We start from the raw sequence: 22,494 nt of genomic DNA, 5'->3' as shown, positions 1-22,494 counted from the left end.
TTGGCAAAGCAAGCAAGTGCTTGGTAGGTTAGCACGGTGGCAATCGAAGTGAACCTCTCCGGCTCCGTCGTCCTGGTGACCGGCGGCGTGCGCGGCGTCGGAGCCGGGATCAGCCGGGTTTTCCTGGAGGCCGGTGCGACCGTGGTGGCCTGTGCGCGCCGACCCGCCGACATGCCCGTCGAGGTGGACGGCCGGGCGATCGACTTCCTGCCGTGCGATGTGCGCGATCCGGATTCGGTGCGGAAACTCGTCGACACCCTCGTGCTGAAGTACGGGCGGCTCGACACCGTGGTGAACAATGCCGGTGGCGCGCCCTTCGCGCTGGCCGCCGACGCCAGCGCCAACTTCCACTCGAAGATCGTGCAGTTGAACCTGCTCGCGCCGCTGCTGGTGTCGCAGGCCGCCAACGAGGTGATGCAGCGACAGCGCGGCGGCGGTTCCATCGTGATGATCTCCAGCGTCAGCGGGCACCGGCCCTCGCCCGGCACCGCCGCCTATGGTGCCGCGAAAGCCGGTGTGGACAGCCTGGTTTCGTCGCTCGCCGTCGAATGGGCCCCCAAGGTCCGGATCAATTCGGTCATCTGCGGCATGGTCGAGACCGAGAGCTCCCACCTGCACTACGGCGACGACGACGGCATCGCCGCGGTGAGCGGCACCGTCCCGCTGCAGCGCCTGGCCACCCCCGAGGATATCGGCCGCTCCGCCGCCTTCCTGGCCTCCCCGCTGGCCTCCTACATCAGCGGCGGCACCCTGCTGGTCCACGGCGGCGGCGAGAAGCCCGCCTTCCTGGACGCCTCCACCGCCGAGGTGCCCTCGGCAGCAGGGGGCTAGCCGGGTGGGAGCCCGAGAACCTCACGGCCGCCGGGGGCGCGGGGGCTGGGCCCGCGGACTCCGGATACCACTCATCCACCGGGGGCGCGGGGGCTGGGCCCCCGATCCTCAACTCTTCCGACACAGAGGTATCGATATGACGGACAACAAGATCTGCGACGGCCGCGTGGTCATCGTGACCGGTGCGGGCCGGGGCATCGGCCGCGCGCACGCCCTCGCCTTCGCCGCCGCCGGAGCCAAGGTCGTGGTGAACGACCTCGGAGCCGAACTGGACGGTGCGCCCAGCCCCGACTCCCCGGCCGCGCAGGTGGTCGAGGAGATCAAGGCGCTCGGCGGCGAGGCCGTGGTCAACGGTGACGACATCTCCGACTGGGAGGGTGCGCGCCGCCTGATCGCCACCGCCGTCGAGACCTTCGGCCGCCTCGACGTATTGGTCAACAATGCGGGCATCGTGCGGGACCGGATGCTGGTGAACCTCGGCGAGGACGAGTGGGACGCCGTGATCAAGGTCCATCTCAAGGGCCATTTCGCGCCCATGCGACATGCCGCCGAGTACTGGCGCAACGAATCCAAGGCGGGGCGTCGGCCCGAGGCACGCATCATCAACACCAGTTCCGGCGCGGGTCTGCTCGGCAGTGTCGGCCAGGGCAACTACGCCGCCGCCAAATCCGGTATCGCGGGCCTGACCCTGACCGCGGCGGCGGAGTTCGCGCGCTACGGAATCACCGTCAATGCCATCGCGCCCGCCGCGCGCACCCGCATGACCGAAACCGTCTTCGCCGACATGATGGCGGCCCCGGAGGACGGATTCGACGCCATGGCGCCGGAGAATGTCTCACCCCTGGTGGTCTGGTTGGGCAGTGCGGACTCCGCCGGTGTCACCGGTCGCATGTTCGAGGTCGAGGGAGGCAAGGTGACCGTCGCCGACGGGTGGCGGCACGGCGTCTCGGTGGACCGCGGCGCACGCTGGGAGCCCGCCGAGCTCGGTCCGGTCGTCCGCGATCTGCTGAGCAAGGCCACCGAACCCGAGCCGGTCTACGGGGCATAGCACTCGTAGATCTCACGTCGCCGGTACCGCTCGCGGGGTACCGGCGACGTTCGTTTGTGTCCATCATCACATTTCGCGATGGCCGCTATGGTGGATCGCTCTCCCGCAACCTCTTTCGTTTCCGGCACAGCAAACCAATCGGTCGCGTGCGGACCAGGCAGTCTCACAATGGCGTGCCGGGTGGGGTGAGCTGCGCGGTGGTGCGGGTGTTACGCCCGAATTGTCCTGGGGCGGTTTGTGATATTCGGCGTGTCGGGGCGGGGGTGGACGTACGGTTGGTTGCAGCCCCTAATGCCGGGAAGAGTTGTGCGGGGTGGGTGGGTTGTCGGTAGCATGACCCGCGTTCCGCAAAGGTCCGGCAATCGGGGCGACCGGGCGATTGGACTGCGCAGTAAAACCGATGAGGGGAAGGCTGTCGCGTGAGTGTTGGTCGCACCTTGCGCATAGTGGCGGTGGCCGGGATGGTCGCCGGTACGACGCTGCTCGGGCCCATGGCGGCCCTGGCCCAGCCCGGCGGCATCGACCTCGAACCCGCGCCCGAACCCCAGCCCGTCCAAGTACCCCTGCAGCCGACCCCCGCCGCCGGTCCGTGGGATCTGGTCGGCGCACTGCTCGGCACCGGCTCGGCCGGAATCGGCTCGGCCGCCACCGGCTCGGCGGGCGTGGGCTCCGCCGCCACCGGATCCGCCGTCGGCGGAACGGGTTCCGCCGCCCTGGGTACCGGTTCCGCCGCCACCGGCTCGGCCGGGGCCGCCCTCGGCTCGGCGGGCGCGGGAGCCGGGTCGGTGGTCGTCGGCTCCGGTTCCGCCGCCCTGACCACGGGGTCCGCCGCGCTCGGAACGGGTTCCGCCGCAGTGGGTTCCGCCGGCCTGGGTGCGGGCACCGTACTCGGCACCGGATCCGCGGGTATGGCGGCACTGCTCGGCCTCACCGGTTCGGCCGGTCTCGGGACCGGTTCGGCGGCAGTGGGTTCCGCCGCTGTCGGCACCGGTTCGGCGGCGGCCACCCTCGCCACGTTGTTGGGTCTCACCGGCTCCGCCGGATTGGGGACCGGTTCGGCGGCGGTCGGCTCCGCCGCTGTCGGGACGGGTTCGGCCGCGGCGACTCTCGCCACGCTGCTGGGTATCACGGGTTCGGCCGGTCTCGGGACCGGTTCGGCGGCAGTGGGTTCCGCCGCTGTCGGGACGGGTTCGGCCGCCGCGACCCTGGCCACGCTGCTGGGTATCACGGGTTCGGCGGGGCTCGGGACGGGTTCGGCCGCTGTGGGTTCCGCGGCGGTGGGATCGGCCGCTACCGGGTCGGCCGCGCTGGCCGCGCTGTGTACCGGTTCGGCGGCCGTCGGTTCGGCCGGGGTGGGCTCCGCGGGTGCGGGTTCCGCCGCCGGGTCCGCCGCGACGGGTTCGGGTGCCGGTTCGGCCGCGCTCGGCTCGGCCGCGACCGGATCGACCGGGGTCGGTTCGGCAGCCGTCGGTTCCGCCGGGATCGGTTCCGCGGCGGTCGGTTCCGCCGGGGCCGGTTCGGCGGCGACGGGTTCGGGCGCGCTGGGCTCGGCCGGGGTCGGCTCGGCCGCCGTCTGCGCCTCCCCGCTGCTGCTACTGCTGATCCCGCAGCCGACACCCGCACCGGTGCCTCCGCCCGTACCGCTGGAGATTCCGAAACCGCCCGCACCCGCGCCCCAGGTACCGCTGCCCGTGGTGGCTCCGCTGGTCGTGCCGCCCGCGGTGGAGGCGGCTCCGGCACCACCCGCGCCTCCCGCTCCGCCGGCGGCGCCCGATCCGGTGCTGGCACAGCCGGATCCGCAGGTGCGGCCCACCTCCGACTCGGGTCTGCTGCCACCGATCAAACTGCTGTCGGTCATCGGCGGACTCATTGCGCTCACGCTGGCGGGCGTGGGTTCCGGTGCAGTGAGCGCGCAGAGCGCGTCCGCGGCGCAGGCGCGGATCGATGCCGCGCGCGCCCAGTTCTTCGGCCCGAGGGCGTGAGGGGGCAGCGATGACCGAGAGTCGAGCGCATAGCAGCGCCAGCAGGTCCTACCGTCGGGTGGCGGCCGCCGTCGACGCGGTGTGCGCGGTCGCCGCCGACTTCGACGCCACCACCCTCGACGAGGTGGTCGACGCCATCTCGCTGGAGCGACGGCGGCCCATCGAGATCGCCAGCGCGCAGTTGGGGCCGGGTGTGTGCGGTCAGCGCCGCAGCTACCCGGACCGCGATGTGATCGTGCTGGCCGCCGCGCTACCCACGCGCGAGCACACCCTCGCGCACGAGCTGGGGCATATCGTGTTCGACCATCCGGGCGAGGCCGCGACCGAGGTCACGCTGGAGGCCAGCGAGGACCTCATCGCCTACATGCTCAGCCAGCGCGCACACCAGCAGATCGTGGATCTCGGCGAGGACGAACTGTGCGAGTGGGAGGCGGAGACTTTCGCGAACATGCTCATGACCCGACTGCGCGTATTCAACAGCCGCGGCGCGGGCGTCTCGGTCCTGCGCTTCGACGAGGCACTCGGATGACCGGGTCAGGGCCCGGAGGAGGCAGCGTGCGTAACCACGGAGGGTCCCCCGGGCATCCGCGAGGGAGACTGCTGACCGGGTCAGGGCCCGGAGGAGGCAGCGTGCGTAACCACGGAGGGTCCCCCGGGCATCCGCGAGGGAGACTGCTGACCGGGTCAGAGCCCGGAGGAGGCAGCGTACGTGATCATGGTCACCCCCTCGAGCGGGAGGACACGGCATGACCTTCTGGTTGACGGCTCTACTGGTCTGGATGGCGGCCGGGGCGCGGGTGGGCCGGGTGCTCGTCAAGCCCGCGACGACCGCGCGGGTGGCGATCGTGATCGCGGTGGCATCCGTCGCGGCGGCCTCCACCGTGGCGATTCCGGATGTGGCGGTGGCGGTCGATCACATCGCGCCGGCCGGGGTGCGCGGAATGTGGTTGTCCGACAGGCTCACTCCCATGCTCTGGACGCTGTTCGTGACGGCGACCTCGGTGGTGGCCGCGGCGGCGTGGCCGGTGGTGTCACGCCGGAATCTGCGCCAGATCTCCTGGATGATCTATGCGGGCGGCCTCATCGCCATGACCATCACCCTGGTGTGGTCCACCACCTTCGGCTGGGTGGTCGCCCTGCTCGGCTGCGTCTTCATCGTCATCACCGGCGTGCGCAACCTGGACTGGACCACCCTGGGCCGCGGCATCGCGCTCTACACCACCGGCACCCTGGTGGTCGGTGTGCTGTCGACGCTGTCGCTGCGACGTGAGATCGATCACGCCGCCATGCCGAAACCGCAGCAGCCGGACTGGTTCTGGCCCGCCTGGCAGATCGCGTCACTGCTGATCGCCGTGGGCGCGGTGTGGATCGTGATCGAGCTCTGGCTGCGAGCTCGCCTGCTGCTGCGGGAGATTCGCACCCTGCACCGGGTGCTGGTGGCGCGCTTCCCGGAGGTGGTGACCAAGGATCAGACCGGGTCCACCACCCAGCTCAAGGCATCCGACCAGGTGGCGCAGATCATGGACGCCCTGTTCTTGCAGTCCGGCGGCGGCGTGGAGCTGGCCGATGCCGGTGCGCCGCCCGAATCGGTGGCCGAACGGGCCGAGCGGGTGGCGTTGTGGGCGCGGAATCCCTTCGGCGAGACCGTGGTCGACGGTCGATGGATCGCCCCGCCCCCCGGCGTGAGCCCACGCGGCTGGGCTCAGGCCATTGCTCGCGCCTTCGACGAGGCGCTGGAAAGTGGGGCCGGTCAGCCGTCCGCGCAGCGCTGAAACGCTCTATTCGACCGGGGTCCACCTTTCGGTGGATTCCGGTCATAAGTGCGCCGGAATGGCGATGGTCCTGACCGTCGTGTGCATCTGAAAGTGCACTTTGCACAGATCGCGTGTGCGGTTTGCACAACTCGATCGGAAATCCAGCAAAACGAAACGACCCCCCGTGGCCGTATCCGGTGCATCGCCCGACAATCTGCGCGATGCACACCAGGGGAGGTCGTCTCACCGATATGTGCTCGGACCCCGCGCAGCGATATGCCAGGAGTGCGCATATCTGCTCCGCGCAGGGGTGTACGCCACATGGTCTCTGTGCCCTGAGACCGGTGCAACACCCCATGTGCCAGCCGCACGATGGCGACGCTGCCCTGCAAGCAGCGCCGTATCGTTCGAACGCTCCTCGTGGAACCGGCTGGAAGAGTCCTGTGACAAACCAACACAGTGCGGTTCCGAGTCACTCGCACTGTGTTGCCTTGAGGCAGGGCCTATTCCGTGCCGTCCGGAGGAATTTCGGGCAGCCCCTCTGATGCCCGCAACTTCTCCGCCATGGAGGTGAGGAGGTTCTGTGATTCTTCGGAGAGGTCGAAGGCCCTACTCGACAGCCGACGCAGTCCGTAGCCCTGCAGCTGGGACAGCAGCTCCAGATCATGATCGATCTTGGCAGCGTAGATGTCGTTGAAGAAGTAGTCCGGCTTGACCTTGAAGAACTTCGCCAGCGCAGCCACCGTCTCGTCCGACGGATTCGTGCGCTGTCCCGACCGCAGCTGTGACAGATACGGTTTCGAGATCGGATGGCCGGAGGCCGTCAAGGCCGCCGCCACCTCTGCGTTGGTGTGCGGCTTACGCCCCGGGGGATGCACGGTTTCGAACAGCTTGTTCAGCCGCGCCGCGAAATCAGCCATTGTGAGCCGCCCAATTCCCTTCGCTGTACTAACAGTCGTTATCTCGGATACGTATCATTGATATTAGCGGCTCAGTAACTGAAAACCTACGCCTGATTCGCGATTTCCTTGAACCTTCTCGGCGGTGATCCGGTGAACCCGCTGTGGCTTGGGCGTTTGCGGGCCACCCTCACGGTTCTTGCGGATGGCTTAAGAGCCCCGGTTCTGGCCCGTCGCGAAGGTCTTCCGTAACAAGCCGCTAGTAGCTATAAGATAGCTGACGAGTCATCATCTTGTCTGTACCGAAGTTTGTGTGGCGTACGCCACGTTTGAGCGGTCGTAGGATGAATGTTCAACCTCATGGCCGAAAATGGTTGGGGACTAGACCCGTTCGATGATCGTGCCCGTCGCGAGTGCACCACCGCAGCACATGAGGATCATCGCGGTGCTCTTGCCTGAGCGCTCCAGCTCATGCAAAGCCGTTGTGATCAACCGCGATCCGGTGCTGCCGACCGGGTGGCCGAGCGCGATGGCCCCGCCGTTGACATTCACCCGGTCGAAGTCGGGCTTGTGCACCGAGGCCCAGGACAGCACCACGGATGCGAAAGCCTCGTTGATTTCGAACAAGTCGATATCGCTCATGCTCATGCCGCTGCGCTCCAGCAGGCGGGCGCACGCCTGCACCGGCCCGTCGAGTTGGTATTCGGGCTCACCGCCGACCAGGCACTGCGCCACGATGCGGGCGCGTGGGCGCAAACCATTGCGTGCGGCGGCCCTTTCGTCCATGAGTAGAACGGCTGCGGCACCGTCGGAAATCTGCGAGGAGGTGCCCGCGGTGTGAATACCGCCCTCCTGCACCGGCTTCAGCTTCGCCAGGCCCTCGCGGGTGGTCTCGCGCAGGCCCTGATCGCGGCTGACGTCCATGGTCTCGCCGGTGAGGTTGCCCTCCTTGTCCACCTGCGGCGCGCCCTTGACGGTCAGCACCTCGCGGTCGAAGCGGCCCTCCGCCCACGCCTGCGCGGCCAGCCGCTGTGAGCGCTCACCCAGGGCGTCGGTGTCGTCGCGAGTTATGCCGCGCCGCTTGGCGATTCGTTCCGCGCCGGTGAACTGGTCGGGCATGTCGATATCCCAGCTGGCCGGACGGCGGGGCCCGGCGTGGGTGCCGACATTGGCGCCCAGCGGCACGTGGCTCATGGACTCGATGCCGCAGGCCAGGCCGACCTCGATGGCCCCGGTCGAGATGAGTCCGGCGACCAGGCCCGCGGCCTGCTGGGCGGAGCCGCACTGGTTGTCGATGGTCACCGCGCCGGTCTGCCAGGGCAGGCCCGCGTGCAACCAGGCGGTGCGGGTGACATTGTTCGACTGCTCGCCGACCTGCATGACGCAGCCGCCCACGACCTGTTCCACCAGCAGGGGGTCCAAGGCCGCTCGTTCGAGCACGCCCCGCTGTGCCGCGCCGAGCAGTTCGGCGGCGTGCAGGCCGGCAAGCCAGCCGTTGCGCTTGCCGATGGGCGTGCGCGCGGCCTCGACGATGACGGGAGTTCCCATGTCGTTCCTTTCGGGTACAAACTGAAACAGGTTCGGATTCTGTTACAGCTGTTTACTAATTCGCCTTCCTCAGTCGTACCACCTGTGCTTCAATGATGGTAGAACGTGTTTCAGTCGGTCGAAGGAGACTGCTGGTGGTCGACACCTCAATGCGTCCCAATCTTCCGGACGGATTCGATGTCACGGACCCGGACATGTGGGAGAGCCGAGTCCCGGTCGAAGAATTCGCCGAATTGCGGCGGACCGCCCCCATCTGGTGGAACCCCAAATCACCGGACGTGGGCGGCTTCCACGACGACGGCTTCTGGGTGGTCAGCAAGCACGCCGACGTCAAAGAGGTCTCCCGGCGCAGCGACGTGTTCTCCAACTTCGAGAACACCGCCATCCCGCGCTTCAACGACGACATCACCCGTGAGCAGATCGAAATGCAGCGGTTCGTGATGTTGAACAAGGACGCGCCCGAGCACACCAAGCTGCGCAAGATCATCGCCAAGGGCTTCACGCCGCGCGTGATCAACGGCCTGCGCGCCGAGCTGACCGCGCGGGCGGAGCGGATCGTGCGGGCCGCCGCCGAGTCCGGGCGCGGTGACTTCGTCGAGCAGGTGGCGGCCGAACTGCCGCTGCAGGCCATCGCCGAGCTGATCGGCGTGCCGCAGGAGGACCGTAAGAAGATCTTCCGCTGGTCCAACGAGATGACCGGCTACGACGATCCGGACAGCGATGCCGACCCGCTGGTCGCCTCCACCGAGATCCTCGGCTACTCGTACCAGATGGCCGAGGAACGCAAGCGGTGTCCGGCCAGCGATATCGTCACCGAACTGGTGCAGGCCGAGATCGACGGGGAGGCGCTGTCGTCGGAGGAGTTCGGCTTCTTCGTCATGATGCTCGCCGTGGCGGGCAATGAGACCACCCGCAATGCCACCACGCACGGCATGCTCGCCTTCCTCGAGAATCCGGAGCAGTGGGAGCTGTTCAAGGAGAAGCGGCCCCTGACAGCGGCGGACGAGATCATCCGCTGGGCCACGCCGGTCAGCATGTTCCAACGCACGGCGTTGGAGGACACGGAACTATCGGGCGTCCGGATCGAGAAGGGACAGCGCTTGGTGCTGCTCTACCGGTCGGCCAACTTCGACGAAGAGGTGTTCGAGGACCCGTTCACCTTCGACATCCTGCGGGATCCCAACCCGCACCTGTCCTTCGGCGGCACCGGCGCACACTTCTGCATCGGCGCGAACCTGGCCCGCCTCGAGGTGGAGATCATCTTCAATGCCATCGCCGATCACATGCCGGATATCACCGGCATCGGCGATCCGCGGCGACTGCGCTCCGGCTGGCTCAACGGGATCAAGGAGTTCGAGGTCGATTACAAGACGTGCCCCGTGCGGCACTGAGGCGAATCGACAGTGCCGATACGAAAAGCGCTGCGGGCGTCCGGAATCCGGACGCCCGCCGCGCATTTCGGATCGTATCGAGCGAGGATCGTGCCCGCTCGCGTAGCGGTCGGGCACGAGTTCTAGCGTGTTCCAGCCGGTTTCATGGTCGCCATGGCGCGCTCCTGCTCCCAGAAGGCGCGCAGGGCCAGGATCTTCCCGTCCTCGTCCACCCTGTAGGTGAAGACACCCTCGGCGTCGATCACCTGGCCGCCCATGTACGTGCGGATCTTCCCGGTGAAGGCGATCTCGCGGCCGCAGGCGAAGGAGTCCTCGAAGAGGAATTCGATCTGCTCGGTCGGGGCGATCGCCTTGTCCCAGAACGCCGCGATGGCCTCCGTGCCGCGGTGGCCCTTGCCCTCGGGGTCGAAGAAGGACGGCCCGACCGGATCCTCCACGATGCCGTCGGCGGCGAAGAGCGCGACCCAGGCGGCCTTGTCGCGCGCCCGGACGGCGGCCTGCGAGGCGGCTCCGGCGACCCGCGCCGGATGCTCGGTGGTGGTGGTCACGGCTGCTCACTCCCCACGACCCACATCGAGAAGTACTGTGAGCCACCACCATAGGCGTGCCCGAAGGCCTTGCGGGCGTTCTCCACCTGATAGTCGCCCGCGCGGCCCATCACCTGCTTGGCGGCCTCGGCGAAGCGGATGAGCCCGGAGGCCCCGATCGGATTGGACGACAGCACGCCGCCGGACGGATTGACCGGCAGCTTGCCGCCGATGGCGGTGTCGCCGGAGTCGGTGAGCTTCCAGCCCTCGCCCTCGGGCATGAAGCCGAGATTCTCCAGCCACATGGGCTCGAACCACGAGAACGGCACATAGATCTCGGCCGCGTCGATCTCCTCGAGCGGATTGGTGATGCCGGCCTGCTCCCACAGGGCCCGGGCAGCGTCCTGTCCGGCAAGCGGATTCACCTGATCGCGACCCGCGTAGGCGAGCGGTTCGGTGCGCATGGCGGTGCCGTGCACCCACGCCACCGTCCGGCCGCGGGCCTCCTGCTCCTTGGCCGAAGACTCGTCGCCGATGACGAGCGCGCACGCACCGTCCGAGGACGGGCAGGTCTCGTCGAAACGAATGGGATCCCAGAGCATTTGGGAGGCCAGCACCGAATCCATGGTGATATCGGCCTGCCGCAGGTGGGCGAGCGGATTGCGGGCGCCGTTGCGGCGGTCCTTCACCGCGACCATGGCCCCGATGTGCAGCGGGGCATTGGCGCGGCGGATGTAGGCGCGCACATGCGGGGCGAAGTAGCCGCCCGCACCCGCGCCGACCGGCTTGGTGAAGGGCACCGGATTCGACAGCGCCCACATGGCATTGGATTCCGACTGCTTCTCCCAGGCGACGGCGAGCACCTTGCCGTATACGCCCGCCTGCACGTGATTGGCGGCCACGATGCCGGTGGAGCCGCCCACCGAACCGGCGGTGTGCACGCGCAGCAGCGGCTTCCCGGTCGCGCCCAGGGCGTCGGCCATGAACAGCTCCGGCATCATGGAGCCCTCGAAGAAGTCGGGGGCCTTGCCGATGACGACCGCGTCGATATCGGCCATGGTGAGCTCGGCGTCGGCGAGGGCGCGGTCGATGGCCTCGCGGCACATCCCCGCCATGGACACGTCCGACCGCTTGGTCACATGGTTGGTCTGTCCGGTGCCGAGTACGGCGGCGGGCCCACCCGTCTCCCGGCCACCACCCCTCACCGAATCGCTGTGCGATGCTGCGTTCATCGTGCCTCCAAAGTGGCGACCAGGTTCTGCTGCAACGCCGGACCGCTGCTGGCGTGGGCCAGGGCGCGATTCGCATTGCCGTTGATGATTTCGGTGGCGGCGAAGCCGATGCGCTCCAGACCCGCCGCGAACAGGGGGTTGCCCGCCAGCGGCCCGCCGGAGGGGTTGATGCGGGTCGAACCGTTCAGCCCGATGGCCTGCCGGAGAATGATCTGCTCATGGCTGTACTGCGCGTTCAGTTCGGCGACGTCGAATCCGGCCGGGCCGTCGCCGATGGCGGCGCGGGCCGCACGGGTGGTGGACTCCGAGACGGTGAGATCGCGCGCGCCCAGCATCGGGGTGTCGATGTAGTGCGCCATACCGGTCAGCCAGGCGGGCCGCTCGCACAGCTCGCGCGCCCGGTCGCCCACGGCCAGCACGATGGCGGCCGCGCCGTCGGTGATGGGCGCGATGTCGTGGGCCCGGAACGGGTCGGCCACGTACGGCGCGGCCAGCAGCTTCTCGATATCGGTCTCGGTCCGGGCGGTCTCGGTCGCCTCGCCGTAGGCGGCCGCGGCGGCGGCGCTCTCGGCGGCGACGGCGGCCATGTCCTGTTCGGTCCAGCGTCCGGCGTCCAGTCCGGCCCGCGCCTGCAATCCGGCCATGGACACCGCGTCCGGCCACAGCGGCGCGACGACGTAGGGGTCGGTCTGGAGGGTGAGGACCTGGCGCAGAGTGCCCGCCGAGGGCTTGCCGAAGCCGTACACCAGCGCCGTCTTCGCCTGTCCGGAGCGCAGCTTCACCCACGCCTCGTAGAGTGCCCAGGCCGCGTCCATCTCCACGTGGGATTCGTTGATGGGCGGCACCGCGCCGATGGAGTCGATGGCGGAGATGAACGAGAAGGCGCGCCCGGCAAGGTAATCCGAGGAGCCGGAGCACCAGAAGTCGATATCGGCGGTTTTGATGCCGAGGTCGTCGTACAGCCGCGTGAAGCAGGGGTGCAGCATCTCCACGCCGTTGGTGGTGCCGAAGGTCTCCGGCACGTGCGGTGCGTGCGCGAAGCCCACCACCGCGATATCCGTTGTGTTGTTCAAGGTTTCAGCGCCTCTCTACAGGTGGTGCGCGAAGGTCTCGTAGTCGGCGTCGGGCTCGCCGGTGGGCTCGAAATGGGAGATGTTGTCCAGCCCGTAATCCCATTCCTCCCGCGGCTTCCACACCGCCTTCACCCGCATACCCATGCGCACCTCGGCGGCGTCGATACCGAGCACCAGGTGCAGGAAGGGGATGTCCGCGCCGTCCAGCAGGATGTAGGCGGCCACGTACGGCGGCTTGATGCGCTGGCCCTGGAACGGCACGTTGACCACGCAGTAGGTGGTGACGATGCCGGTGTCGGGCAGGTCGACGTAGTCCTCGGTGGGTGCGCCGGTGCGCGGGTCCGCCCCGCGCGGCGGGAAGTACACCTTGCCGTCGTTGCCCGCCTTCGCGCCGAGCAGCCTGCCCTCCACGAGGGCCTTCAGGAAGGCGGTCTCCTGCGGTGCGGCGGTGTGCTTGAAGCTCAGGTCGATCGGCGTCACGATGCCGGTGATCGGCTCGGTCTCCTCCGCGGGCGTTGCGGCGACCGAGAATTCGCCCGGTTCGAAGCAGGCGATGTCGTGAATGAAGCCCTTGCGCTCGGTCGCCCAGCGCGCCCGCACCCGCATCCCGGTGCTGATATCCGCGGGCGAGGCCACGTCCACGGCGTGCAGCAGGGCGGTGTCCGCGCCGTCGAGTTGGATGAGCGCCCAGGCGAAGGGGCGGTCGAAGGGCTGGCCGGGCAGCGGTTCGGCCACCCAACTCCATGACCGCACGGTGCCCACATCGGCGACCTCGACGAACTCGGTCAGCCGTTCGGCCGTGATCGGATCGAATTCCGCTGGCGGCACGATCACGCGCCCGTCGGAGCCGCGCACACCGACGATCTGCCCGACGCGCAGGCCGGTCAGGAAGCGGCCGATGGTCGGACCGGTGGAGCGGGTGTAGTCGAACTGCATCCGCAGCGGTGCGGCGAGTACTTCGGTGTTCCCCAGAGTCACGAGATCGAGTAGAACAGGTTCTTATTATGGTCGCAAGAGGCCAGTTGGGAAGGGAGTCGATCATGCGGTTCGGGTTGCAGCTCGGTTATTGGGGTGCACAGCCGCCCGGCAATGCCCAGGAGTTGGTCGTCGCGGCCGAGCAGGCCGGGTGGGACGCCGTCTTCACGGCGGAGTCCTGGGGGTCCGACGCGTTCACGCCGCTGGCGTGGTGGGGTTCGAGCACCGACCGGGTGCGGCTGGGGACGTCGGTGGTGCAGATGTCGGCGCGCACGCCCGCGGGCACGGCCATGGCCGCGCTGACCCTGGATCATCTCAGCGGCGGACGGCACATCCTCGGGCTCGGGGTCTCCGGACCGCAGGTGGTCGAGGGCTGGTACGGGCAGCCGTTCGCCAAGCCGTTGCAGCGGACCCGCGAATACGTGTCGATCGTGCGGCAGGTGCTGGCCCGCGAGGCCAAGGTGACCAGCGACGGACCGCACTATCCGCTGCCCTACACCGGTCCGGGCGCGACCGGCCTGGGTAAGCCGCTCAAGCCCATCACCCATCCGCTGCGCGCGGACCTGCCCATCTGGCTGGGGGCCGAAGGGCCGAAGAACGTGGCGCTGACCGCCGAGATCGCCGACGGCTGGCTGGCCATCTACTACACGCCCCGGCTCGCGGACATGTACAACTCCTGGCTGGACGAGGGCTTCGCGCGGGCGGGTGCCCGGCGTTCGCGGGCTGACTTCGAGATCGCCGCCACCGCCCAGGTGATCCTCACCGATGATTCGAAGGCCGAGCTCGATCGGATGCGGCCGGTCATGGCGCTCTACATCGGCGGCATGGGTGCGGAGGAGCTGAACTTCCACGCCGAGGTGTACCGGCGGATGGGGTACGGCGAGCAGGTCGAGGAGATCACCCGGTTGTTCCGGAGCGGCCGCAAGGACGAGGCGGCGGCCGCGGTGCCGGATGAGCTCATGCTCGACACGATGATCGTCGGCAATGAGGCGCAGGTGCGCGAGCAGCTGAAGGTGTGGGAGGACGCGGGCGTGACCATGCTGCTCGTCGGGGTCCGCGACACCGAGCAGCTGGCCCGCCTCACCCCCCTCGTGCAGTCGTAGAACGAGTTCTATATTCCCGGCGTCACGGCGTGAGCGGCCCGGCTAGCACGCTCTCGCCGGACTCCCGGTCGCCCTGCCAGGCGAAGGCCGGGTCCGAACTCGGTTTGCGCTGCCACAGCAGCAGGAGCAGATCCGATGCGGGCGCGGCGATCTCGGCGGTCGGCTCGCCCTTGCCATAGGTCCGGATGGTCCCGGTGTCGGTGGACCGCACCTGTACGGCGGCCTCGGGCGGGGTCGCCAGCCCGCGGTCGATCATGCGCTGCGCGAACATGTCGAAGACCTCGGCGATACCGTCGTCGGCCAGCGCGGCGTCGATCGGCGCGGCGACGCCGAGCGCGAACTGCGCGTCCCACAGGTGCATGACCGTCTCGTGGGTGCGGCGGCGGCGCCAGAAGCCGACGGTGCGCGGGGCCAGTCGGGTGAAAGTCCATGCCTCCGTGGCCGGATCGGCCGACAGTGCGGTGACGAGAGCGTCGGAGGTTCGGTCGAACCAGGCCCGCAGTTCGGCCGGATCGTGCGGCGCGGGTTCGCCCTCGCCGTCGCCCCGCAGTTCGGCGACCGCCGTCACCACCCATTGATTTCCGCGCCCCATATGCTCGACCAGATCGTGGAGGGTCCAGTCGCCGCAGGTGGGCACCGGTGCGGTGAGATCGACGTCCGCGGTGATGAGCTCACCGAAGGCCGTGAGCCGGTCGCGCAAGATCGCCAAGAAGTCCATGCGCCCACGGTAAACGACGTACTCTGTGGCGGCAGCCACAATCTCTTCTGTGGCGGCAGCGGCAATCTCTCGTGGTATGGATTGAAAATCGTGTCTTGTCACACACAGGAACACGTTCTATTTTCATCATGTGAGCCACAACATAGCGGACCTTGTCGAACACGCCATCGACCTCATGCCGGATAACGTCGCTCTGGTCGACGACACTCGCTCGGTTACCTATGCCGAGCTCGAGGGGCGAGCCAACCAACTCGCGCACTACCTGCGAGAACAGGGGGTGCAACCGGGTGACAAGGTGGGTATCTACTCGCGGAACACCATCGAGGCCATCGAGGCCATGGTGGCGGTGTTCAAGGCCCGCGCCGTCATGGTCAACGTGAACTTCCGATATGTCGAGAACGAGTTGCAGTACATCTTCGACAACTCGGATATGGTCGCGCTGGTGGTCGAGCGTCGCTACAGCGACAAGGTCGCCAACGTCTGGCCGAACACCCCGCAGCTGAAATCGGTCCTCGTGGTGGCGGACGGCACCGACCTGCCGCTACCCGAGGGTGCCGTGGAATACGAAGCGGCGCTTGCCGGTTGCTCGCCCGAGCGCGACTTCGAGGACCGTTCGCCCGACGACGTCTACATGCTCTACACCGGCGGCACCACCGGTATGCCCAAGGGCGTCATGTGGCGGCAGGAGGATGTCTGGCGGGTGCTCGGCGGCGGAATCAACTTCCTCACCGGCGAATACGTCACCGACGAGTGGGAGCTCGCCAAGCTGGGCGCCGCCAACCCGCAGATGGTCCGGTACCCGGTCGCCCCGATGATCCACGGCGGCTCGCAGTGGGCCACCTTCCAGAGCCTGTTCGGCGGCGGCAAGACGCTCATGCTCGCGGAGTTCAGCGGGCACGGGCTGTGGCGGGCCGTCGAAAAGCACAAGATCAACCTCATTTTCATCACCGGTGACGCCATGGCCCGGCCCATGGTGGACGCGCTGCTCGAGGGCAATCCGGAAACCGGTGAGCCCTACGACGCGTCGAGCCTCTACGTCATCGCCAGCAGCGCGGCGCTGTTCTCGCCGACGCTCAAGGACAAGATGCTCGAGCTGCTGCCGAATCGGATGATCAGCGACTCCATCGGCTCCTCGGAGACCGGTTTCGGCGGTCTGTCCGTGGTCACCAAGGGGCAGAACCACACCGGCGGCCCGCGCGTGAAGATCGACGCCTCCACCCAGGTGCTCGACGAGGACGGCAATCCCTGCGAGCCCGGTTCCGGCAAGATCGGCTTCCTGGCCCGCAGCGGGCACATCCCACTCGGCTATTACAAGGACGAGGCCAAGACCAAGGCCACCTTCAAGGAGTTCAACGGCAAGCGGTACTCGATTCCGGGCGATTACGCCCGCGTCGAGGAGGACGGCACCGTCACCATGCTGGGCCGCGGTTCGGTGAGCATCAACTCCGGCGGCGAGAAGATCTACCCGGAGGAGGTCGAGGGGGCGCTCAAGTGCCACCCCGAGATCTTCGACGCGCTGGTGGTCGGCGTGCCGGACGAGCGCTGGGGGCAGAAGGTGGTCGCGGTCGTGCAGTGTCGCGGCGCGAACCGGCCCACGCTCGAGGAGCTGCGTCCGGTGCTGACACAGGAGATCTCGTCGTACAAGATGCCGCGTGCGTTGTGGTTCGTGGACCAGATCAAGCGGAATCCGGCGGGTAAGCCCGACTACACGTGGGCCAAGGCGCAAACCGAGGAGCGTCCCGCCGACGAGGACGCGCCCGCGCCCGCCAGCAAGTAGTGCCCGGTTCCGGAGCCGGTCGCGATCCGTGCCGCGACCGGCTCCGATCCGTTCAACCAGGGAAAACACCGGATCATCCGAGGATTCGCCCGGAGCCGAAGGATATGGAAGGCAGTCCTTTCCGATACTCCCAACATGTCGGTGGGGTGTGCCAGAGTGGCCCTATGAGCAAGCAGTCCGGCAGGTCCACCACCTCCCTCGATGAGGTGTTGCAGTCGTTCGAGGGGCACCGCCGTGAGCTGTGTGCCTACGCCTATCGCATGCTGGGGTCCTCCTTCGAGGCCGAGGACGCCGTGCAGGAGGCTTTCACACGCGCCTGGAAGTCCTACGAGTCCTTCGAGGGGCGCTCCAGTCTGCGCTCCTGGCTCTACAAGATCACCACCAATGTCTGTCTGGACATGCTGGACGGGCCGCAGCGCCGCGCCCGGCCCATGGACCTGAACGGGCCGTCCACGCCCGACTCACCGCTGCCCATGCCGGAGCCGGACTACGTGTGGGTGGAGCCCATTCCGAACGCGCTGGCCTTCGGTGCTGATCCGGCCGACCACGCCTCGGTGAAGGACACGCTGCGGCTGGCCTTCGTGGCGGCGGTGCAGCATCTGCCCGCCACCCAGCGCGCCATCCTGATCATGCGCGAGGTGCTGCGCTTCTCCGCGAACGAGACCGCCGACATGCTCATGATGTCGCCGGCCTCGGTGAACAGTGCCCTGCAGCGCGCCCGCGCCACCATGTCCAAGGTGCAGCCCGACGAGGGCAAGACCTTCGACGAAACCGACGAGCAGCAGCGCAAACTCGTCGACGATTTCGTCAAGGCGTTCGAGGCCTACAACATGGACGCGCTCACCGCCCTGCTGAAAGAGGATGTGGCGCTGTCCATGCCGCCCATCTCGCTGTGGGTGTCGGGCCCGGACAATGTGGCCGCCTTCATGCTCGGCCACGGCCACGCCTGCCGCGATTCGCGCATGGTGCCGCTGGCGGGTGCGAACGGTTTGCCCGCCTTCGGCCACTACAAGCCGAGCGACGAGCCGGGCCGGTGGGTGCCGTGGTCCATCACCGTGCTCGAACTGGATGGAGATCGCATTTCCGGTCTCAACTTCTTCCTCGACACCGATAAACTGTTCCCGCTCTTCGGTTTGCCGCAGGAGTGGCGCGAAGGGTCGGAGGTTTCGACCACCGCGTAGACCCTGTCGGCGCGCATGGTGGATGACGTCGGGGTGGTCCGACGTCGGCGCGACGACACGCGTGAACGGCCCGCCGGGTGTATACCCGTCGGGCCGTTCGCATTTCGGCGTCGGAGAACGTCGGCGTCGGGGGATCAGCCCGGGTAGTTCATGTGGAAGGGCTCCCACTGGTGGCCGTCCGGGTCGATGAAGGTGCGGCCGTACATGCCCGCCTCGGCCTCCTGGGCGCGGCGGCTGTCGTCGGCCTCCTCGGTGCCGCCGGCCGCCAGGGCGGCTTCGACCAGACTGTCCACCTCGGCGGCGCTGGCCAGGGACAGGGCGTAGGCCGCGCCCACCGTACCGGTGGTGTCGGCGATGGCACGCTTGCTGAAGTTGGTGAAGAACTCCTTGGTCAGCAGCATCAGGCAGATGTTGTCGTCCACCACGATGCAGGCGGCGTTGTTGTCGGTGAAGTCCGGATTCACCTTCCAGCCGAGCGCCTCGTAGAACCCCTTGGACCGGTCCAGATCGGAAACGGGGAGATTGATGAAGATCATCTTGCTGGCCATGGTGTCGTCCTCTCGGCGCGTACTCGTTGCGTGTCACCGGTAAGGACGAAGCGGACATCGAAAACTCATCGGTGCCCCTGGGACAGGGCCGGATACGCACCGGGCGGCGGCCCGGAATCCGTGCCGCCGCCCGGTGCGCGGACCTCAGCTGGCGGCCAGGATGCCGCCCAGGGCGCGCAGGTGGTCGCTCGCGCCGCCGAGGGCGAACTCGTTGTGCTTGGCGGCGGTGAAGTACTGGTTCACGATGTGATCGCGGTCGATGCCGACGCCGCCGTGCACGTGCACCACGGTGTGGGCGATGCGGTGGCCCGCGTCGGCCGCCCAGTACTTGGCGGTGTGGATCTCGGCGGCGGCGTCCAGGCCCTCGGCCAGTCGCCAGGCCGCCTGCTGGACGGCCAGGCGCACGCCCTGCACGTCGATGTAGGCGTCGGCGAGGCGCTGCGCCACGGCCTGGAAGCTGCCGATCTTGCGGTTGAACTGCTCACGCTCGCGGGCATATTCGGCCACCAGCTCCAGGCCGCGCTCCACCGTGCCGAGTTGCTGGGCGGCCAGGCCCAGCCAGGCGCGCTCCAGCAGCCAGGTCAGGATCTCCGGCCCCTGCTCCAGGGTGCCCACCAATTCCGCCGGGGCACCGGCAAATTCGACCTCCGCCTCGGGGGAGCGGTCGGTGACCAGCTGGTCGGCGAGGTGCACGGTGGGTTCGGCGGGATCGACCAGGAAGACGGCGGCGCGGCCGTTCACGGTGGCGGGCACCAGGATTCGCACCGCCTGCCGGGCGAAGGGCACCGTGATCTTGACGCCGGACAGCCGCCAGGAGCCGTTCTCGTCGGCGGTGGTGACGGGCGTGGCGGGCTCCCAGTTGCGCTCCTCGCTCAGCGCCACGGTCAGGATGGTCTCGCCGGCTGCGGCGGCCGCGGCGAGTTCGCGCTGCGCCGGGGAGCCGAAGGCGGCCAGTGCGCCCGCACCGAGCGCCACCGACCACAGGTAGGGCACCGCCGCGACCGACTTGCCCAGTTCACGCAGCACGGCCGTCTGCTCCAGCACGCCGAAATCGCTGCCGCCCACCGCTTCCGGCAGTGCCGCGGCCAGGACGCCGGTCTCGGCCAGCGACTTCCACAGCGCCGCGTCGAAGCGCACGGTGTCGTTGCCCTCGGCATCGGTGGTGCGGTCGAGTTCGCGCAGCCGGTCGGCGGTGACCAGCTTGCCGGTCACCTCGGCGGTGAGCCGGGCCAGATCCTGCTGCGCTTCGGTCAGGGTGAAATCCATGGAGGTACCTAGCTTTCGGTCGGCGTTCGCTCAGGGCCGGGAGGAGGAAGCTTGCGTAACCACGGAGGGCCCGTGAACGCCGGGGTGTCGGACACGGCTCTCAACGCGTGGCGGGCGGCTGGCGTAGGGCGGTCATGGCGATGATGTCGCGCTGCACCTCGTTGGTGCCGCCGCCGAAGGTGAGGATCAGGCAGGCGCGGTGCATGCGCTCCAGCCGCCCGCGCAGCTGCGCTCCCGGCGAGTCCTGGCGCAGGTACGCCTGCGGTCCGAGCACCTCCATGAGCAGCCGGTAGGCCTCGGTGGCCAGTTCGGTGCCGTACACCTTGCAGGTGGAGGCGTCCCACGGGCGCGGCGCGGCATCCCCACCCGCGTCGGCCCGGGAGGCGATCTCCCAGTTGAGCAGCTTCAGGTACTCCACCTTGGCGTGCACGCGCGCCAGATTGATCCGCACCCATTCCTGGTCGATGACGCGAGCGCCGGTGGAGGTCTTGGCCTCCCGCGCCCACTCCACTGTCTGCCGCACGGCCAGCGCCAGCGGGGCAGAGGAGGTCAGCGCCACCCGTTCGTGATTGAGCTGGTTGGTGACCAGTGACCAGCCGCCGTTCTCCGGGCCGACCATATCGCTGTGCTTGACCCGCACGTCCTGGTAGTAGGTGGCGCTGGTGTCCGGACCGGCCATGGTGTGCACCGGGGTCCAGGAGAAGCCCTCGGCCGTGGTCGGCACGATGAACATGGAAATGCCCTTGTGTTTCTTGGCATTCGGGTCGGTGCGCGCGGCCAGCCAGATGTAGTCGGCGTAGGCGATGAGGCTGGTCCACATCTTCTGGCCGTTGATGATCCACTCGTCGCCGTCGCGCACGGCGGTGGTGCGCAGCGAGGCCAGATCGGTGCCCGCGCCGGGTTCGGAGTAGCCGATGGAGAAGTGCAGTTCGCCCGCGGCGATCTTGGGCAGGAAGAACTTCTTCTGCTCCTCGGTGCCGTAGTGCATGATGGTCGGCGCGACCGAGTTGATGGTCAGGAACGGCACCGGCGCGCCCGCGATGGCGGCCTCGTCGGTGAAGATCAGCTGATCCATGGTGGAGCGGTCCTGCCCGCCGTACTCCTTGGGCCAGCCCAGCGCCAGCCAGCCGTCGCGTCCCATCTCGGCGACGACCTCGCGGTACACGTTGCCGTGGCCGTACTCGCCGGTCTGGGCCGACAGCGCGTCGCGTCGTTCCGGGGTGATCAGTCGAGCGAAGTACTCGCGCAGTTCGGCGCGCAGCTGTTCCTGCTCGGGCGTATACGCAATGCGCATAGTGCGATGTCCTTTCTGCCGCGCCTGGCGATGCGGCGGGTTCGCGGCCTGGAAGGCTCGCGCCGCGAACCGAGGTGGTGAGGCGATAATTGCACACCAAGTGGAACTTGTTCCAGTATGGGAGCCTGTTCCGGTATTTCCGGGTACCTGGGCAGGGGCTGTCTTGTTAGGCTCGGCCCATAGTTGTGGCAAAGGAGTTGGCTATGAAGGTCACCGTCGATCTCGACCAGTGCGAGGCGAACGGCATCTGTGTCGGAATCGCCCCCGACGTGTTCGATCTCGATGACGAGGACATCCTGCACATCACCGCCGCCGAGGTGCCCGCCGATCAGGAGGACGATGTTCGCACGGCCGTGGCGCAGTGCCCGAAGGCGGCCCTGAAACTTGTCTGAAACCATCCTTGCTAGCAAGGTGTAACACGTTCTAAAGTCGGCCCGGTGAGCGTTTCTGATGTGAGTCTTGCGGGCCGGGTTGCGATCGTGACCGGCGGCGGCGCCGGATTGGGCCGGGCCGAGGCCCTGGCCCTGGCCGGCGCCGGGGCGTCGGTCGTGGTGAACGATCTCGCCGAGAACGACGCGGTCAACGCTACCCTCGCCGATATCCGGGCACTGGGCGCGAAGGCCGAATTCGTCGCGGGCAGCATCGCCGAGCGTGCCACCGCCGACGCCCTCATCCACACCGCCGACGAAGCCTTCGGCGGGGTGGACATCGTGGTCAACAACGCGGGCATCACCCGGGACCGCATGCTGTTCAACATGTCCGACGAGGATTTCGACGCCGTCGTCGCGGTGCACCTGCGCGGACACTTCCTGCTGACCCGCAATGCGGGCGCCTACTGGCGCGCCAAGTCCAAGGCGGCGGGCGCGCCCGTGTACGGGCGCATTGTCAACACTTCTTCCGAGGCCGGACTGCTCGGTCCGGAGGGGCAGGCGAACTACGGTGCGGCCAAGGCCGGTATCACCGCGCTGACCCTGTCGGCCGCCCGCGCGCTGGCACGTTTCGGCGTGACGGCCAATGCCATCGCCCCGCGGGCGCGCACCGCCATGACGGAGAACGTCTTCTCCGCCGCCCCGCAGGACGGGCCCGATCCACTGTCGCCGGATCATGTCGCCCGCCTGGTGGCCTACCTCGCCTCCCCGGCGGCCGAGCGCGTCTCCGGCCAGCTGTTCGTGGTGTACGGCCCGATGGTCGCCCTGATGGCCGCGCCGGTCGTCGAGCGGCGTTTCGATGCCGAGGGCGAGTGGACCGCGGCGGGACTCGCCGCGACACTCGGCGGGTATTTTGCCGAACGCCCTTCCGGCGCTACCTTTTCGGCGTCGTCGCTGATGGATCTGGACTGAGTTTCCC

At 68.2% G+C, this 22,494-nt stretch carries 21 protein-coding genes; 11 read left to right on the top strand and 10 right to left on the bottom strand.

Going from position 1 to position 22,494, the window contains the following annotated elements; genetic code table 11:
* Nucleotides 1-36 precede the first annotated feature (36 nt).
* From QJS31_RS13845 to QJS31_RS13825, 5 genes are all read left to right on the top strand, one after another.
* Nucleotides 37-831 carry an SDR family oxidoreductase gene (locus QJS31_RS13845; protein WP_372341593.1) on the top strand — a complete coding sequence of 265 codons (795 nt, stop codon included), beginning with the start codon at nucleotides 37-39 and terminating at the stop codon, nucleotides 829-831.
* 136 nt (nucleotides 832-967) lie between these two features.
* Nucleotides 968-1,879: an SDR family oxidoreductase gene (locus QJS31_RS13840; RefSeq protein ID WP_195144961.1), complete on the top strand. Its 912-nt coding sequence runs from the start codon at nucleotides 968-970 to the stop codon at nucleotides 1,877-1,879.
* A 419-nt stretch (nucleotides 1,880-2,298) separates the two neighbouring features.
* Entirely contained in the window at nucleotides 2,299-3,861 is a 1,563-nt protein-coding gene (locus QJS31_RS13835) for a hypothetical protein (protein WP_306356871.1), read from the top strand.
* Between the two features lie 10 nt (nucleotides 3,862-3,871).
* Nucleotides 3,872-4,390: an ImmA/IrrE family metallo-endopeptidase gene (locus QJS31_RS13830; RefSeq protein ID WP_029925400.1), complete on the top strand. Its 519-nt coding sequence runs from the start codon at nucleotides 3,872-3,874 to the stop codon at nucleotides 4,388-4,390.
* A 217-nt stretch (nucleotides 4,391-4,607) separates the two neighbouring features.
* Nucleotides 4,608-5,633: a hypothetical protein gene (locus QJS31_RS13825; RefSeq protein ID WP_282785514.1), complete on the top strand. Its 1,026-nt coding sequence runs from the start codon at nucleotides 4,608-4,610 to the stop codon at nucleotides 5,631-5,633.
* 485 nt (nucleotides 5,634-6,118) lie between these two features.
* Here QJS31_RS13825 and QJS31_RS13820 read toward each other — a convergent pair whose 3' ends face one another.
* Both QJS31_RS13820 and QJS31_RS13815 read right to left on the bottom strand, forming a co-directional pair.
* A complete protein-coding gene (locus tag QJS31_RS13820; RefSeq protein WP_011207048.1) occupies nucleotides 6,119-6,535 on the bottom strand; it encodes a helix-turn-helix domain-containing protein in 417 nt (138 codons plus the stop codon).
* 360 nt (nucleotides 6,536-6,895) lie between these two features.
* On the bottom strand, nucleotides 6,896-8,062 hold the full coding sequence (locus QJS31_RS13815; RefSeq protein WP_039809188.1) for a steroid 3-ketoacyl-CoA thiolase: 1,167 nt from the start codon (nucleotides 8,060-8,062) through the stop codon (nucleotides 6,896-6,898).
* Between the two features lie 149 nt (nucleotides 8,063-8,211).
* On the opposite strand from QJS31_RS13815, the gene QJS31_RS13810 reads away from it, so the two are divergent.
* Nucleotides 8,212-9,453 carry a cytochrome P450 gene (locus tag QJS31_RS13810; protein ID WP_306356934.1) on the top strand — a complete coding sequence of 414 codons (1,242 nt, stop codon included), beginning with the start codon at nucleotides 8,212-8,214 and terminating at the stop codon, nucleotides 9,451-9,453.
* 122 nt (nucleotides 9,454-9,575) lie between these two features.
* On the opposite strand, the gene QJS31_RS13805 is transcribed toward QJS31_RS13810, so the two are convergent.
* The 4 genes from QJS31_RS13805 to QJS31_RS13790 are packed head-to-tail and all read right to left on the bottom strand — an operon-like array spanning nucleotide 9,576 to nucleotide 13,263.
* Entirely contained in the window at nucleotides 9,576-10,001 is a 426-nt protein-coding gene (locus QJS31_RS13805) for a nuclear transport factor 2 family protein (protein WP_282784900.1), read from the bottom strand.
* A complete protein-coding gene (locus QJS31_RS13800) occupies nucleotides 9,998-11,212 on the bottom strand; it encodes a thiolase domain-containing protein (RefSeq protein ID WP_282784898.1) in 1,215 nt (404 codons plus the stop codon). Before QJS31_RS13800 ends, QJS31_RS13805 begins: the two co-directional genes overlap by 4 nt.
* Nucleotides 11,209-12,285 (bottom strand): thiolase domain-containing protein, encoded by a 1,077-nt coding sequence (locus QJS31_RS13795; protein ID WP_282784896.1) that lies wholly within the window; start codon nucleotides 12,283-12,285, stop codon nucleotides 11,209-11,211. Before QJS31_RS13795 ends, QJS31_RS13800 begins: the two co-directional genes overlap by 4 nt.
* Before the next feature lie 15 nt (nucleotides 12,286-12,300).
* On the bottom strand, nucleotides 12,301-13,263 hold the full coding sequence (locus QJS31_RS13790; protein WP_282784895.1) for a Zn-ribbon domain-containing OB-fold protein: 963 nt from the start codon (nucleotides 13,261-13,263) through the stop codon (nucleotides 12,301-12,303).
* 62 nt (nucleotides 13,264-13,325) lie between these two features.
* Here QJS31_RS13790 and QJS31_RS13785 point away from each other — a divergent pair, with 62 nt between their 5' ends.
* Nucleotides 13,326-14,363 carry an LLM class F420-dependent oxidoreductase gene (locus QJS31_RS13785; RefSeq protein WP_282784894.1) on the top strand — a complete coding sequence of 346 codons (1,038 nt, stop codon included), beginning with the start codon at nucleotides 13,326-13,328 and terminating at the stop codon, nucleotides 14,361-14,363.
* Between the two features lie 22 nt (nucleotides 14,364-14,385).
* Here the strand turns inward: QJS31_RS13785 and QJS31_RS13780 are convergent, their stop codons facing one another.
* Nucleotides 14,386-15,081: a maleylpyruvate isomerase family mycothiol-dependent enzyme gene (locus tag QJS31_RS13780; RefSeq protein ID WP_282784893.1), complete on the bottom strand. Its 696-nt coding sequence runs from the start codon at nucleotides 15,079-15,081 to the stop codon at nucleotides 14,386-14,388.
* A gap of 130 nt (nucleotides 15,082-15,211) precedes the next feature.
* On the opposite strand from QJS31_RS13780, the gene QJS31_RS13775 reads away from it, so the two are divergent.
* Nucleotides 15,212-16,858: an acyl-CoA synthetase gene (locus tag QJS31_RS13775; protein WP_282784891.1), complete on the top strand. Its 1,647-nt coding sequence runs from the start codon at nucleotides 15,212-15,214 to the stop codon at nucleotides 16,856-16,858.
* 164 nt (nucleotides 16,859-17,022) lie between these two features.
* Complete coding sequence (locus tag QJS31_RS13770) at nucleotides 17,023-18,039, top strand: sigma-70 family RNA polymerase sigma factor (RefSeq protein WP_282784889.1); 1,017 nt, start codon at nucleotides 17,023-17,025, stop codon at nucleotides 18,037-18,039.
* A gap of 134 nt (nucleotides 18,040-18,173) precedes the next feature.
* Here the strand turns inward: QJS31_RS13770 and QJS31_RS13765 are convergent, their stop codons facing one another.
* The 3 genes from QJS31_RS13765 to QJS31_RS13755 all read right to left on the bottom strand — a co-directional run bounded on the left by QJS31_RS13765 (nucleotide 18,174) and on the right by QJS31_RS13755 (nucleotide 21,147).
* On the bottom strand, nucleotides 18,174-18,587 hold the full coding sequence (locus QJS31_RS13765) for a VOC family protein (protein WP_306356870.1): 414 nt from the start codon (nucleotides 18,585-18,587) through the stop codon (nucleotides 18,174-18,176).
* A 144-nt stretch (nucleotides 18,588-18,731) separates the two neighbouring features.
* The gene (locus QJS31_RS13760) at nucleotides 18,732-19,853 is read right to left on the bottom strand and encodes an acyl-CoA dehydrogenase family protein (RefSeq protein ID WP_306356869.1); all 1,122 of its coding nucleotides are present in this window, start codon (nucleotides 19,851-19,853) and stop codon (nucleotides 18,732-18,734) included.
* A 100-nt stretch (nucleotides 19,854-19,953) separates the two neighbouring features.
* Complete coding sequence (locus QJS31_RS13755; protein WP_282779053.1) at nucleotides 19,954-21,147, bottom strand: acyl-CoA dehydrogenase family protein; 1,194 nt, start codon at nucleotides 21,145-21,147, stop codon at nucleotides 19,954-19,956.
* Between the two features lie 203 nt (nucleotides 21,148-21,350).
* Between QJS31_RS13755 and QJS31_RS13750 the strand changes: the two genes are divergently transcribed.
* Both QJS31_RS13750 and QJS31_RS13745 read left to right on the top strand, forming a co-directional pair.
* A complete protein-coding gene (locus QJS31_RS13750; protein ID WP_029925417.1) occupies nucleotides 21,351-21,539 on the top strand; it encodes a ferredoxin in 189 nt (62 codons plus the stop codon).
* Nucleotides 21,540-21,584: 45 nt separating this feature from the next.
* Nucleotides 21,585-22,487, top strand: coding sequence for a 3-oxoacyl-ACP reductase (locus QJS31_RS13745; RefSeq protein ID WP_282779052.1), 903 nt, complete (start codon nucleotides 21,585-21,587; stop codon nucleotides 22,485-22,487).
* Nucleotides 22,488-22,494 lie beyond the last annotated feature (7 nt).

It is taken from the genome of Nocardia sp. CC213A (assembly GCF_030766805.1).
Taxonomy (GTDB): domain Bacteria; phylum Actinomycetota; class Actinomycetes; order Mycobacteriales; family Mycobacteriaceae; genus Nocardia; species Nocardia otitidiscaviarum.
This window is presented reverse-complemented; position numbering and strand designations above follow the sequence as displayed.